The 14,848-nt window shown below is 46.5% G+C and carries 12 protein-coding genes and 1 tRNA gene; 11 read left to right on the top strand and 2 right to left on the bottom strand.

All coding sequences use genetic code 11. The features are described 5' to 3' along the window. Positions 1 to 24: 24 nt before the first annotated feature. From metK to T499_RS0109185, 8 genes are all read left to right on the top strand, one after another. A complete protein-coding gene (metK, locus tag T499_RS0109220) occupies positions 25 to 1,281 on the top strand; it encodes a methionine adenosyltransferase (protein WP_013064279.1) in 1,257 nt (418 codons plus the stop codon). 6 nt (positions 1,282 to 1,287) lie between these two features. After that, the gene (locus T499_RS0109215) at positions 1,288 to 2,304 is read left to right on the top strand and encodes a DUF4271 domain-containing protein (protein WP_013063643.1); all 1,017 of its coding nucleotides are present in this window, start codon (positions 1,288 to 1,290) and stop codon (positions 2,302 to 2,304) included. A gap of 7 nt (positions 2,305 to 2,311) precedes the next feature. Beyond that, positions 2,312 to 3,061 carry a uroporphyrinogen-III synthase gene (locus T499_RS0109210; RefSeq protein WP_013063921.1) on the top strand — a complete coding sequence of 250 codons (750 nt, stop codon included), beginning with the start codon at positions 2,312 to 2,314 and terminating at the stop codon, positions 3,059 to 3,061. A 6-nt stretch (positions 3,062 to 3,067) separates the two neighbouring features. After that, positions 3,068 to 3,460, top strand: coding sequence for a ribonuclease P protein component (gene rnpA / locus T499_RS0109205; RefSeq protein WP_013063323.1), 393 nt, complete (start codon positions 3,068 to 3,070; stop codon positions 3,458 to 3,460). Next, positions 3,457 to 3,687 carry a membrane protein insertion efficiency factor YidD gene (gene yidD, locus T499_RS0109200; RefSeq protein ID WP_033150737.1) on the top strand — a complete coding sequence of 77 codons (231 nt, stop codon included), beginning with the start codon at positions 3,457 to 3,459 and terminating at the stop codon, positions 3,685 to 3,687. Before rnpA ends, yidD begins: the two co-directional genes overlap by 4 nt. A 36-nt stretch (positions 3,688 to 3,723) precedes the next feature. Then, entirely contained in the window at positions 3,724 to 5,019 is a 1,296-nt protein-coding gene (tyrS, locus tag T499_RS0109195) for a tyrosine--tRNA ligase (RefSeq protein ID WP_033150736.1), read from the top strand. A gap of 61 nt (positions 5,020 to 5,080) precedes the next feature. After that, positions 5,081 to 5,151 (top strand) — tRNA-Gln (locus T499_RS0109190). Between the two features lie 33 nt (positions 5,152 to 5,184). Then, the gene (locus T499_RS0109185; RefSeq protein WP_013065004.1) at positions 5,185 to 5,988 is read left to right on the top strand and encodes a gluconate 5-dehydrogenase; all 804 of its coding nucleotides are present in this window, start codon (positions 5,185 to 5,187) and stop codon (positions 5,986 to 5,988) included. A 72-nt stretch (positions 5,989 to 6,060) separates the two neighbouring features. Here T499_RS0109185 and T499_RS0109180 read toward each other — a convergent pair whose 3' ends face one another. Next, positions 6,061 to 6,333 carry an HU family DNA-binding protein gene (locus tag T499_RS0109180; RefSeq protein ID WP_013064050.1) on the bottom strand — a complete coding sequence of 91 codons (273 nt, stop codon included), beginning with the start codon at positions 6,331 to 6,333 and terminating at the stop codon, positions 6,061 to 6,063. Between the two features lie 248 nt (positions 6,334 to 6,581). Between T499_RS0109180 and T499_RS0109175 the strand changes: the two genes are divergently transcribed. The 3 genes from T499_RS0109175 to secDF all read left to right on the top strand — a co-directional run bounded on the left by T499_RS0109175 (position 6,582) and on the right by secDF (position 11,788). Continuing rightward, positions 6,582 to 7,550, top strand: coding sequence for a rhomboid family intramembrane serine protease (locus T499_RS0109175; protein WP_033150806.1), 969 nt, complete (start codon positions 6,582 to 6,584; stop codon positions 7,548 to 7,550). Further along, positions 7,547 to 8,641 carry an endonuclease/exonuclease/phosphatase family protein gene (locus tag T499_RS0109170; RefSeq protein ID WP_033150735.1) on the top strand — a complete coding sequence of 365 codons (1,095 nt, stop codon included), beginning with the start codon at positions 7,547 to 7,549 and terminating at the stop codon, positions 8,639 to 8,641. Before T499_RS0109175 ends, T499_RS0109170 begins: the two co-directional genes overlap by 4 nt. A gap of 114 nt (positions 8,642 to 8,755) precedes the next feature. After that, positions 8,756 to 11,788, top strand: a complete 3,033-nt coding sequence (gene secDF, locus T499_RS0109165) for a protein translocase subunit SecDF (protein WP_033150734.1) — start codon at positions 8,756 to 8,758, stop codon at positions 11,786 to 11,788. A 179-nt stretch (positions 11,789 to 11,967) separates the two neighbouring features. On the opposite strand, the gene T499_RS14480 is transcribed toward secDF, so the two are convergent. Beyond that, positions 11,968 to 14,778, bottom strand: coding sequence for a family 43 glycosylhydrolase (locus T499_RS14480; RefSeq protein WP_198021278.1), 2,811 nt, complete (start codon positions 14,776 to 14,778; stop codon positions 11,968 to 11,970). Positions 14,779 to 14,848: the final 70 nt, after the last annotated feature.

Here is a 14,848-nt window from a genome sequence, read left to right as displayed (position 1 = left end):
TTAAGTATTTAGAATTAAGAGAGAATGAGTTATCTATTTTCGTCAGAATCAGTATCTGAAGGCCATCCCGATAAGGTGGCCGATCAGATTTCTGATGCAATACTTGACCAATTCCTGGCTTACGACCCGAAGGCACGCTGTGCCATCGAGTCGTTTGTCACTACAGGTCAGGTTGTAATCATGGGTGAGGTTCGCAGTGATGTGTACATCGACCTGCAGACTATGGCCCGCAAAACAATTAAGCGCATTGGCTATACCAAAGCAGAGTATCAATTCGACGGCGATTCATGCGGAATCCTGAGTGCCATCCACGAGCAGAGTGCCGACATCAACCGCGGTGTTGACAACGGCAACGAAGACGAACAGGGCGCTGGCGACCAGGGCATGATGTTCGGTTACGCCACCAATGAGACTGAGAGCTACATGCCCGTAAGTCTCGATCTGGCACACCTCATTATGCGTACCCTGGCAGATATCCGCAAGGAGGGTAAGGAAATGACCTACCTGCGCCCCGACTCTAAGAGTCAGGTAACTGTACAATATTCAGACGAGGGTATCCCCGAGCGTATCGACACCATCGTAGTATCAACACAGCACGACGAGTTCGACGAGGACGAGAAGATGCTGGCCAAGATCAAGGACGATGTCATCAACATCCTGATTCCACGTGTAAAGAAGCAGATTCACTCACAGAAGGTACTCGACCTGTTCGGACTCGACATCAAGTACTACGTTAACCCAACAGGTAAGTTCGTGATTGGTGGTCCTCACGGTGATACAGGTCTGACTGGTCGTAAGATCATTGTCGACACCTATGGTGGTAAGGGTGCACACGGAGGTGGTGCCTTCTCGGGTAAAGACTCATCGAAGGTTGACCGCAGTGCCGCATACGCAGCCCGTCACATTGCCAAGAACATGGTTGCAGCAGGTGTTGCTGATGAGATGCTGGTACAGATAAGCTACGCCATCGGTGTGGCTAAGCCCATGAACATCTATGTAAACACCTACGGTCGCAGCAACGTGCAGATGAGCGATGGCGAGATTGCCAAGAAGATTGAGAAGCTCTTCGACCTGCGTCCAAAGGCCATCGAGCGTACCCTGAAGCTCCGTCAGCCTATGTACAGCGAGACAGCAGCCTACGGACATATGGGACGTAAGTGCGAGGTAGTACAGAAGACTTTCACCAGTCATTATCACGAAACAAAAACGATGAATGTAGAACTGTTTACATGGGAGAAGCTGGACCGTGTAGACGATATCCGCAAAGAGTTCGGACTGTAATCAGATATGCTGCAAAACGATAGCATCCTAACTACTATAACATCTGCCCCCGGAGATACGGTGGCAGTTCATACGGCGAAACCGCAGACACCCTACGAGGTGCTGCGGTTGTTGCCTAAAGATGCTACGCCTGCCCAACAGGACTCGGCTATACAAGAGTGGTTTGAACCCAAGGAGATTCATTACAGCAGCAGACCTGACACACTGCACCTACCAGGACAAGAGATACCTCGCGACCTGAAGGAAGTGAGTTTGCCGAACTATTACCGCGAGAACTTTTTCTCGAACAACACGATGTATCATCCGGAACTGAATGTAGAGCGTATTGGCGTTTCGGGCGCCCCTATCCCCTACACCATTCAGAACGACAGCTTTGTTACTGGCATTCTGATTTTCTGTTTCCTGCTGATAACATTCACCTTATCGCGCATATCAGGATTTATCATCAAGCAGACCAAGCATTTCTTCTCGCCATCCAAGTCGGTCCAAATGCTCGACGAGACAGGCAGCGAAATCAAATTCCAGTTTCTGTTCCTGTTTATCACCTGTCTGCTTTATGCACTGCTATACTATTTCTACACCAACCATTTTGTGGCTAACACCTTTGTATTCTCATCCGAATACACGCTGCTATTCATATACGGATTGAGCATACTGATTTATATGTTAGGCAGAATGATATTGTATTCGATAGTGAACAGTGTATTCTTTTCAAAGAAAGAAAATTTACAATTCCAGGGATCATTACTACTCATAACATCACTCGAAGGGGTAGCATTATTCCCATTGGTATTACTATTGGCATATTTCCAGTTTTCACTCCAAAATGCCATCTATTATACCGCAACTATCGTTATTTTTGCTAAAATTCTCACATTTTATAAGTCTTATGTTATCTTTTTTAATCAAAAAGGAGGTTTTCTGCAAAATATTTTGTACTTTTGTGCCCTCGAAATGATACCTTTAATTTCGCTCTGGAGCGGATTGCTGGTAATAACTGAGAATTTGAAAATAAATATTTAGGACACATATGCTCAAAAAGATTTTGGTTTCACAACCTAAGCCAACAAGTGAGAAGTCGCCATATTTCGATATTGCGAACAAGTTTGGTGTTGAACTGGTTTTCCGTCCTTTCATCAAGGTCGAAGCAATCAGCTCTAAAGATTTCCGTGCACAAAAGGTGAACATCCTGGATCACACTGCCATCGTATTTACCTCGCGTCATGCCATTGACCATTTCTTCAACATGGCCAAGGAGCTCAGAATCAACATTCCTGAGGACATGAAGTATTTCTGTGTTACCGAGACTATTGCTTTGTACATCCAGAAATATGTGCAGTACAGAAAGCGCAAGATCTTCTTTGGTGAGACTGGTCGTATCGACGATCTGATTCCTACCATGGTTAAGCATAAGACCGAGAAGTATCTTGTTCCACTGAGCGATGTACATACCGACAGTCTGGCCAACCTGCTCGACTCTAAGAAGCTGCAGCACACCGAGTGCGTCATGTACAAGACTGTGAGCAACGATTTCACTGAGGAAGAGGTTAAGAACTTCGACTACGACATGCTGATTTTCTTCAGCCCTGCCGGAATCGAGTCGCTGACCAAGAACTTCCCCAACTTCAAGCAGGACAAGATTGCTATCGCCACTTTCGGTCCAGCAACAGCAAAGGCTGCCAAGGAAGCCGGTCTGCGCTTGGATATCGAGGCTCCTAACGAGAAGTATCCATCAATGACAGGTGCTCTGCAGCACTACCTGTTTGAAATACAAGACTAAGAATTGATGACGACAGCGCCTACCTTCAGTAAAGAGGAGCGCATCGTCAGCAACCTGCTGATAGAAACGCTCTTTGAGAAAGGCAATAGTCATTCGCTGACTGCTTATCCTCTAAGGGCTGTTTTTCTTAAAACAGAACACCATGAGGGGTGTGCCCCTGTGCAACTGCTCATCAGCGTGCCTAAGAAACGCTTTAAGCACGCAGTTGACAGAAACAGGGTGAAACGCCAGGTACGTGAGGCCTACCGCAAGAACAAATCACTGCTCGAAGGTAAGGTAAACGAAGACGAGATGCTCTTGATTGCCATCATCTGGCTGACCGACAAACACTTCCCAACACTTGATGTTGAGAAGAAGATGATAAGCCTCATGAAGCAGATTGCTAAAGACAAAGCATGAAGAGACTGATACATTTCATTTCGTGGCTGTTGGTATTACCTATCCGCTTTTACCAAATGGCCATCTCTCCGCTTTTAGGACCTTCGTGCCGATTCACTCCCACATGTAGCGAGTATGCCAAGCAGGCCATCATGAAGCACGGCCCCATCAAGGGCTTAGGATTGGCCATCTGGCGCATATTAAGATGCAACCCATGGGGCGGTTCAGGTTACGACCCCGTTCCTTAGTAAAGAAAGAATAAAGAAATAATATTTTAGATAAAGATGAAGAACTTTGTAGAAGAACTGAAATGGCGTGGTATGCTGGCACAGATGATGCCAGGTACAGAAGAACTGCTCCAGAAAGAGATGGTTACAGCCTATCTGGGTACCGATCCTACAGCCGATTCGCTGCATATCGGACACCTTTGCGGTATCATGATGCTCCGCCACCTTCAGCGTTGCGGTCACCGTCCTGTTATTCTGGTAGGTGGTGCCACAGGTATGATTGGCGACCCATCGGGTAAGAGCCAGGAGCGTAATCTGCTTAACAACGAAACACTATATCACAATCAGGAGTGCATCAAGAAACAGGTTGCCAAGTTCCTCGACTTCGAGTCGAAAGAACCAAATGCTGCACTGATGGTTAACAACTACGATTGGATGAAGGACTTTACCTTCCTTGATTTTGCACGCGAGGTTGGTAAGCACATCACCGTTAACTATATGATGGCAAAAGAGAGCGTACAGCAGCGTTTGAATGGTACTGCCCGCGACGGTCTGTCGTTCACAGAGTTCACCTATCAGCTGTTGCAGGGTTACGACTTCCTGTATCTCTACCAGCACTACGGCGTAAAATTGCAGTTGGGTGGTAACGACCAGTGGGGTAACATGACTACCGGCACTGAGCTTATCCGTCGTACTCTAGGCAATGAGGTTGAGACCTTCGCACTCACCTGTCCACTGATTACCAAGAGCGATGGTAAGAAATTTGGTAAGACCGAGAGTGGAAACATCTGGCTCGATCCTGTTCGTACCACACCATATAAGTTCTACCAGTTCTGGCTGAATGTAAGCGACGACGATGCCGAGCGTTACATCAAGATTTTCACATCACTTGAGAAGGACGTTATCGACGCCCTGATTGAGGAGCACAAGCAGGATCCTGGTCGTCGTGTTCTGCAGAAGCGTCTGGCTGAGGAGGTTACCGTACTGGTACACTCAAAGGAGGCTCTCGACACTGCAATCGAGGCATCAAACATCCTGTTTGGCAAGTCAACCAAGGAAGGCCTTGAGAAGCTTGACGAGCAGACTCTGCTCGATGTATTCGACGGCGTTCCCCAGTTCGAGATTTCTAAGGATCAGCTTGGTCAGCCCGCTATCGAGCTGCTGACAACCGTTGCACCTGTATTCCCATCTAAGGGCGAAATGCGTAAGATGGTTCAGGGCGGTGGTGTATCGCTGAACAAAGAAAAGATTACAGATCAGAACCGCGCTATCACAGCTGAGGATCTGATTGATGGCAAGTATCTTTTGGCCCAGAAAGGCAAAAAGAACTACTACTTGCTGATCGTTAAATAATATTTGGCTGCAAAATTTGGTACTTAGAAAAAAACTTCGTACCTTTGCAGCCAAATATCCTTGGACGATGGTGTAATGGTAACACTACAGGTTTTGGTTCTGTCATTCCCGGTTCGAATCCGAGTCGTCCAACTACTAAGAACATTTTTCTAAAACAAACAAATTATGGCAAATCTATTTTCATTAGAGGGTAAGAACGCCTGGATTACTGGTGCATCTTACGGTATTGGTTTCAACATTGCTAAGGCATTTGTTGCTGCTGGCATCAAAACCATCATCTTCAACGACATTAACGAAGCTGCTCTGCAGCGTGGTCTCGACAACTACAAGGAGGCTGGTATCGACAACGTTAAGGGTTATGTGTGCGACGTGACCGACGAGAACGCTGTAAAGGCACTCGTTGAGAAGATTCACGCTGAGGTTGGACAGATAGACATCCTGGTGAACAACGCCGGTATCATTAAGCGTATCCCTATGCACGAGATGAAGCGCGCCGAGTTCCAGCAGGTTATCGATATCGACCTCGTTGGTCCATTCATCTGCTCTTCAGCTGTTATCCCTGAGATGATGGAGCGTCGCGAGGGTAAGATCATCAACATCTGCTCTATGATGAGTGAGCTGGGCCGTGAGACTGTATCTGCCTACGCTGCAGCTAAGGGTGGTTTGAAGATGCTTACACGTAACATCTGCTCGGAGTATGGTGAGTATAACATCCAGTGTAATGGTATTGGCCCTGGCTATATCGCTACCCCACAGACAGCCCCATTGCGTGAGCGTCAGCCAGACGGAAGCCGTCATCCATTCGATTCATTCATCTGCGCTAAGACACCTGCCGGTCGCTGGCTCGATCCTTCAGAGTTAGGTGGTCCTGCTGTATTCCTGGCTTCACACGCCTCGGATGCCGTAAATGGTCACGTGCTTTATGTAGATGGTGGTATCTTGGCTTATATCGGCAAGCAGCCTAAATAAGCACATTATACATATATAACAATAATGGGGACCCTGAAAAGGATCCCCATTAAATTTTTATTTACAATCGACTTACTTGATAGCGTCAGCAAGCTCAGCACCAGCCTTGAACTTAGCAACCTTCTTAGCAGCAATTGTAATCTTCTGCTTTGTCAGAGGATTGATACCCTCACGAGCAGGACGCTCGTTTACGCTGAATGTACCGAAACCTACGAGAGCAACCTTGTCGCCCTTAACGAGAGCGTCCTTAATAGCTACTACTGTTGCGTCGAGAGCTTTCTTAGCGTCAACCTTTGAGATGCCAGCACTTGCTGCAATCTTCTCTACCAATTCTGTTTTGTTCATAATCTTAAAAAATTTAATGAAATATTTAATAGTAATAACTGTTGTATAGTCGAAAACTTTGGCAAATATAAGGGAAAGTATTTAAAGAAACAACAAAAAAACAGAAAAATTTCACTTTTTAATAAAAAATAGTTGTTATCGAGGGCATTTTGGCCTAAAAAAGAGATTATTTTAGTAATTTTGCACCCGATAGATGCCAAAAGGCACTCATTATAAAAAGTAATAATAGATAAATAGTAAACGATATGATGTTCCGCATACCAACCATCACAAAGAATCTGCTTATCATTAATATATTGGTCTATATTGCTCAATATATTATGAATCCACATGTCCCAGCTCATTCCACCATTGCAGATTGGGGGAGTCTGCATTTTTTTCTAGCAAGTGATTTCCATTTGTATCAATTTGTTTCTTATCTTTTTCTTCATGCAGACTTCATGCACCTTCTTAGTAATATGTTTGGATTGTGGATGTTTGGTTGTGTGATTGAAAATGTATGGGGATCCAAGAAATTCCTTTTTTATTACATTTCCTGCGGCATTGGTGCTGGTCTTTGCCAAGAATTGGTTCAGTATATACAGTATATTTCTGACACATATCTCTCGGCAATGCCTCTTGAAACAATTATTTCCGTAAACAATAACGGTAGCATCACAGAGATGACTATTGCGGAGTCTCTTAATCTTTGGGGAACAATAGGTGCCTCTGGAGCCATTTATGCTATTATACTTGCTTTTGGAATGACATTCCCCAATGAACGTCTCTTCATCATTCCCATTCCATTCCCAATTAAAGCAAAGTGGTTTGTATTAGGTTATGCCGCTATCGAGTTTTACATGTCTATCCAAACCAGTGGCGATGGCGTAGCACACACAGCCCACTTAGGTGGTATGCTGTTCGGATTCCTGATGATTCGTTATTGGAACCGTCATCCCAACTCCGGCTTCGACCGTGGTCGCGGTATGCAGTTCTTCGACAACCTGAAGCGCAACTTTGAACAGCGCCAACACCATCAGGGCAGCGGGTACAGCAATCCCAACATGCACGTAAACAGAGGTGGCGGTTCGAAAGAAGATGATATGGAGTATAATGCCCGTAAGCGCCAGAACCAGGAAGAGATAGATGCCATTCTTGATAAAATTCGCAAGAGTGGCTACGACAGTCTGACTAAAGAAGAGAAGAAAAAGCTCTTCGATGCAAGCAACCAGTCATGATCAAGCAACTTAAGACCATAACGGTAAACCTTATTGCAGGCGCCAATGTGGCTACTGTACTGCTGATGATACTGGCGGGCTATGCCGACCGTATCAATCCTGTAGAGCACCCCATGCTTTCGTGTATGGGTATGGCTTTCCCTGGCTTCCTGATTGCCAACCTGCTATTTCTGTTCTTTTGGTTGACATTTAAATGGAAGAAGGCCTGGATCCCTGTCGTAGGCTATGTGATAGTATATGGTCCTATCACGCTCTATATGCCGCTACACGTCTCGCAAACAGCCCCAGAAGGCACCATCAAGCTGATATCCTACAACGTATGTCAGTATGGCGGCAACTACAAATATGAGCAAGGCTTTGAGAAGGTACACGAATACCTGACAGAGCAGGATGCCGATATTGTTTGCTTACAGGAAGATGTCGATACCTGGCGCAGATATGTGAAACAATGGTACGAGAAAATCTACCCTTATAACGATACCACCATCTTTAACCCTCAGGATGCCTGCATCAATGGTGTTGGTATCCATACTAAGTACCCGATTATCAGGAAGGAACGTATCCCCTACGAGTCGTCAGGCAATGGTTCTGTAGCCTACTTCCTCCAAGTAGGTAACGACACCGTACTGGTGATTAACAACCACTTAGAAGGTACACATCTTTCGAACGAAGACCGTGATAAATACAAACAGATGATTAGCGGTAAAATGAAGAAAGACACCGCTAAGGCCGAAACGCTGTTCCTTATCGAGAAATTAGGCAAATACGCCGCCAAACGAGCACCTGAAGCCGAAGCTGTCCACGACTATATCGAGGCACACCGACATTACCCGATTATCGTGTGTGGCGACTTTAACGACAACCCCATTTCGTACTCGCGCCGTACCATCGCACAGGGGTTGACAGACTGCTACCAGGAGACCGGAAAAGGCATCGGTTTGTCATATAATCAGAAAGGTTTCTTTGTACGTATCGACCATATTTTAGTATCCGACCACTTTGAACCCTATAACTGCCATATTGATAGTAAAATGGACGCAAGTGACCATAATCCTATCATCTGTACCCTAAAAATGAAAAGTAATCAATAAAAATGAGTGAATTTTTGCCAATAAATTTTTCCTTGTGTAAAAAAATGCCTATATTTGCACGCTATTTTATACGCGAACAGAAAATAATATAAATAAATAATAATTAAAAACAAAATGCAAAACAAAGGAATTGTAAAATTTATCGCAGTGCTTCTGATTCTCGTGTGCTGCTTCTACCTTTCCTTCTCGTTCGTAACACGCCACTACGAAAGTAAGGCTGCTGCTATGGGCGAAGAGGCAGGTGCGGAGTACCTCGATTCAATCAACAACGAGAAGGTGTACATGGGTATCTATTCTCTGAAGCAGTGCCGTGAGATGGAGATTGGCCTGGGTCTTGACCTGAAAGGCGGTATGAACGTTATTCTTGAGGTATCAGTACCTGATGTGGTTGACGTATTGGCCGACCACAAGACTGACGCTGCCTACAAGAAGGCCATGGAGCTGGCTAAGAAGGAAGAGGAGACCAGTCAGAACGACTTCATCTCTCTGTTCGTGAAGTATTGGAAACAGGAGGGCAACGGTCGTCCACTTGCTGCTATCTTTGCTACCCAGCAGATGAAGGGCAAGGTTAGCACATCATCTACCGACTCACAGGTAGAGGCTGCACTGCGTACCGAGGTACAGAGTGCCGTTGATAACTCATTCAATGTAGTTCGTAACCGTATCGATAAGTTCGGCGTTGTTCAGCCAAACATCCAGAAACTCGAAGGCCAGAGCGGCCGTATCATGGTAGAAATGCCTGGTATCAAGGAGCCAGAGCGTGTACGTAAGTTGCTCCAGGGTTCAGCTAACCTTGAGTTCTGGGAGACCTACAACTCACAGGAGGTTACTCCTCTGCTGGCTCAGCTTAACCAGCGTTGGGCTGCTCAGGGTGGTGTTGACGTAGCCGACACAACTGCTGTTGACAGCGCTGCTACTGCTGCTGTTGCCGATAGCGCTAAGGCTGCTACAGGCGACCTGGCTGCTAAACTGGCTAAGAAGGACAGCAAGGACAACAAGGCTGTTGAAATGGCTAAGAAACAGAATCCTCTGTTCTCTATCTTCCAGCCTACACAGGGTAACACCCTCGCTGTAGTTGGTTATGCTAACGCTCGCGATACTGCCGAGATTAACAAGATGATCTACTCTGACCTCGCTGGTCGTATCTTCCCTGCTGAGCTGAAGCTCCGTTGGGGTGCTACACCTGAGGACTTCGGAGGCCAGAATACTAAGGGCGACATCTTCGAGCTCTATGCTCTGAAGGTTACTGAGCCTTCAGGTCGTGCTCCACTGGAGGGTGATGTTATCACCGGTGCCAAGGACGACTTCGACCAGATGGGTCACCCCTCTGTATCAATGCAGATGAACTCTGACGGTGCTCGTCGTTGGAGCCAGATTACCAAGCAGAACATCGGTAAGGCTGTAGCTATCGTGCTCGACGATGCCGTTTACTCTGCTCCACGTATCCTTACTCAGATTGACGGTGGTAACTCTCAGATTACTGGTAACTTCACCATCGAGGCTACTAAGGACTTGGCTAACACACTGAACTCAGGTAAGATGCCTGCTCCTACCCGTATCGTACAGGAGGAGGTTGTAGGTCCTTCACTGGGTGCTCAGTCAATCCAGCAGGGTATTATCTCATTCGTAGTAGCTTTCGTACTGCTGATGATCTACATGATCATGCTTTACGGCTTTGTACCAGGTCTCCTCTCGGATATCGCTCTGCTGTTCAACCTGTTCTTCACACTGGGTATCCTTACCTCGTTCCAGGCCGCTCTTACAATGCCTGGTATCGCAGGTATCGTGCTGACTCTGGGTACAGCTGTAGATGCTAACGTGCTTATCTACGAGCGTATCAAGGAGGAGCTGAAGAAGGGTCTTGGTGTTAAGGAGGCTCTGAACAAGGGTTACTCTAACGCTTTCAGCGCTATCTTCGACTCTAACTTCACTTCGCTGATTACAGGTATCATCCTGCTTTATTTCGGTACAGGTCCTGTTAAGGGCTTCGCTACCACATGGATCATTGGTATCGTTATCTCATTCTTCACAGCCGTTTACCTCACTCGTGTAGTTTACGATGCTATGTTGTCAAAGGATAAGTGGACTAACCTCACCTTCGTAACAGGTTACTCTAAGAATCTGATGCAGAACGCTAAGTACAACTTCATGGGCTCATATAAGAAGACCTATGCTCTCTGGGCTACAATTGCTGTTGTATGCATTGGTTCGTTCTTTGTTCGTGGTTTGAGCCAGAGCATCGACTTCACTGGTGGTCGTAACTACGTTGTGACACTCGACAAGCAGACTCCTGTTGAGGAGGTTCGTAAGGCTATGGCAGGTGCCTTCATCAACACTATCGGCGAGAAGGCTAACCAGGAGGCTAACACCTCTGTTATCGCTCTGGGTACCGATGGCAAGACTGTTCGTATCTCTACCAACTGGGATATCGAGTCAAATAATCCTGAGGTTGACGACAAGGCTGAGAACATTCTGTTCGCTGCCCTGAAGAAGGCTGGTCTCGTAAGTCAGGAGAATGTTGAGGCATTCAAGAATCCTGATGTTCGCGAGGGTGGTTCAATCATCAGCTCTGCTAAGGTAGGTCCTTCAGTAGCTAAGGATATCACACATGGTGCTATCATCAGCGTATGTATCGCTCTGATTGCAATCTTCCTCTACATCCTGCTGCGTTTCCGCAACCTCGCCTTCTCTGTAGGTGCTGTTGTGGCTCTGGCTCTCGACGCTCTGCTCGTAATTGGTGTTTACTCACTGTGCTGGGGTTGGGTTCCAATGTCGCTCGAGATCGACCAGGTATTCATCGGTGCTATCCTGACCGTTATCGGTTACTCTATCAACGATAAGGTGGTAGTATTCGACCGTATCCGTGAGAACCTCGGTCTGTATGGCAAGCGCGACCGTCAGCAGTTGTTCAACGACTCACTGAACCAGACACTGGCTCGTACCATCAACACCTCTGTAACCACACTGATCGTGCTGTTGGCTATCTTCATCCTTGGTGGTGATAGCATCCGCTCGTTCTCTCTGGCTATGATCCTGGGTGTTGTATTCGGTACTCTGAGTTCGCTCTTCATCGCCGCTCCTACAGCCTTCCTTTGGATGGGCCGTACTATCAAGGAGGACGACGTTGAGGTTGCTGAGAACAAGTAATCATACAATCGCATATAAAAAAGAGCTGCGTTCCTGATGGAATGCAGCTCTTTTTTCGTACCCCGACCGCGAATCGAACGCGGAACTAAGTCTTAGGAGGACCTTGTTATATCCATTTAACTATCAGGGCGCGTATTCTTTCGTGTGCAAAGGTACGAGATTTTTAGCAATCAGCCAAACTATTGGGCGAATTTTTGATTGAAATAGTCGAATTGAGCATACGAAGATGTCTGGCTCTTAGCAGACGTTTCGCCTGTAGGAATGTAGTTAAACAGTCCCACCCGGATACCTTTCCAATAACCACCACTCATGGCGAATGCCGAGCCCGCAGGCTGATAATGCTCTCCATCTATACTATAATAAAATAGGTGGCGATTCTGCTCGCAATCGTTAGTTACCTTGAACCATACTTCCTGATAACTCCCCTTGTCGATAATCTTACGCTGTCCACCAAACTCGATAAACACACCATCTTTACACAAACCTACCCCACAGAACAACTTACCTGAGCAGAAAAGTCCTGCATAACTGTCGCCTTTAATGCTTACTTTGGTTGTGCTCTCACTCTGATAGCCAACTACCTTCTGAGTAAGCATATTACGGACCATTTTCAAGCTATCGGCAGGCATGGCTTTGAGTGTGAGCCAGCCTTTACGATCAGTGAGATTCCAATGTGTATCAACCGGATTATGATTCCATTGCCAATGCAGTCCTAATGCATCATTAAAGTCGTCACAGGTCTGGAAACCAGCAGTTCCTACCGAAGAAACAGGCTTTTTCCAAGCAGCCACTGGCTCGCCAATACCGTTCTTATCATAGTCGATACCTATCACAGGCCAATCAGCTTCCCAACGGGCAGGCTGCAGATGAACCACGCGCCCTAGTACTGGTGTCTCCTGGAAATGATAGAACCACCAGGAGCCATCTGGTGCATCTACCAACGCACCTTGGTGAGGGCCGTTAACGCCAGTTGAACCCTGTTCTAACACGATACGGCGCTCGTAAGGGCCATAGATATTGCGAGCACGCAAAACAGTCTGCCAACCTGTGCCGACACCACCCTCGGGGATTATAAGGTAATACCAACCATTACGTTTCATAAACTTAGTTCCCTCGGCAATAGGTCCTTCATACACCGTTTTACCTTCATCGAGCAGCGTTTTGCCATCGGCCGACATACGATGCACAATGATTGGACCTGCACCATGCTGACTACGCCCTATATAAGCCTGTCCGTCTTCATCCCAAAACGGACAAGGGTCTTCCCACTTAGCCACACGCTTTACAAGATGCAGCGGCGCCCATGGGCCCGCAGGATTGCTGGCGGTTGACATATATAGACCTTCATCGGGTGTACAGAAATATACATAGAACAAGCCGCTGTGATAACGGATACTAGGTGCCCACGAGCCACCAGCATAATGCAGGTTGGCATCCCAGCCTGGCTCGTTAAAACGGCGATAAATCTGGGAGATATAACGCCAGTTCACCATATCGTCGCTCTCCAGCACCTGCATACCCATAAAGTGAAAATCAGAAGCTACCATATAGAACTTGTTGCCCACACGAATCACATCAGGATCGGAAAAATCAGCATTCAGCACAGGATTACGATACGTTCCGTCACCCTGATCGCCCCATCCCTCGGTATCCACTTCCACAAAATCAGGGCGCACATCCTCATCAACAGTAGATACATGGATATTAGAGAACTGTACGTTACGGGCATGACGCACAAAGAAACCCTTTGCCGGTAGATTACCCCACATGGTGGCCTCAGGATAATCAGCAGCCTTCTCATTAGCGATGGAATCGGCAATTTCTGTCAACTGATCCTTCTTCACCCCTCCCTTATGATGTATAGACACATTAGATATCCATACATTACGAACAGGATAGCCTGGCAGACCTGTAATCGAACAGCCCATAGAACCGGCATTTCGGATTTGGATATTATTGATGCGTACACCATCAATCGAACCTACATGATCGATATACTGTCCAGTTTTGTAGCCACGTCCACGATTGCCCAAACGCACAAAGATAGGCGACTCGGTACCTTCGACGGTGAAATCGGCTATATTCACATTCTTGAGCACACCGCCATCCACTATCTCAAGCGAGATGGCCGACGAGCCAATCCACTGTCCGAAGAACTTTTCCTGCTGATTGTAACTGGGCTTTACCACGATACCACTGATATTGATATTACGGAAACCGCCATTGGTCTCAGTACCGAGTTTAACGGCATTACAATGACTCGATACCACACAATCGCTGATACGCACGTTTTCGCAAAGACGGGGCGAGGTGCTCTTCAGTGTAATACCATCGTCGTCGCTATCAGCTATCATACCACGCACAATCACCTCATGGCAGCCGTCGATATCCAGCGCATCGTTATTATAGTTATTACGATTAAAAACCTTGATTCCATCGATATTCAAGCGGTCGCAAGCCAAGTAGTGTTGCATCCAGCAGCCCGAATTACGCAAGGTGATACCACGCACCAGGATGTCCTGACTCTGGATAAAGCGAATCAGATGCGGACGGGTGATACCCTCATCGTTCCACGAAAGCTTCTTAAAGGCCCGTCCACGACCATCTATGGTACCCAAGCCATCGATCGACACATCCTGCACACCATCGGCATAAATCAATTGGATGGTGGTAGTTTGTGTTCGAAGCGACAAATAGTCCGATTTCATCGGTATATAATCCTCTAATCGGGTACTACCATAGAGCGTGGCTCCTTGTTCCAAATACAAGTGTACATGACTCTTTAGTTGTATGGTACCAATCTTATAAATACCAGCAGGCACCACCACACGACCACCACCTGCATCAGAGCAAGCGTCGATGGCCTGTTGTAAAGCGTGCGTAGAGAGTACTGTGGTGTCGTTTTTGGCACCATAACTTTTAATGTTAAAGTCGGCTGCGTGCATCGATGCAATACACAAAGACACCAGAATAGTTACAATTACTTTCATATATGTTGCAAAGTTAAACATTTCCTTTAAAAATAACAGCATAAATGTAGATAATTTACTAAATTTGCAA

It is taken from the genome of Prevotella sp. RM4 (assembly GCF_000701965.1).
In the GTDB taxonomy this organism is placed as follows: Bacteria; Bacteroidota; Bacteroidia; order Bacteroidales; family Bacteroidaceae; genus Prevotella; species Prevotella ruminicola.
Note: the sequence above shows the minus strand (reverse complement) of the source record. Positions and strands in the feature narration are given on the sequence as shown.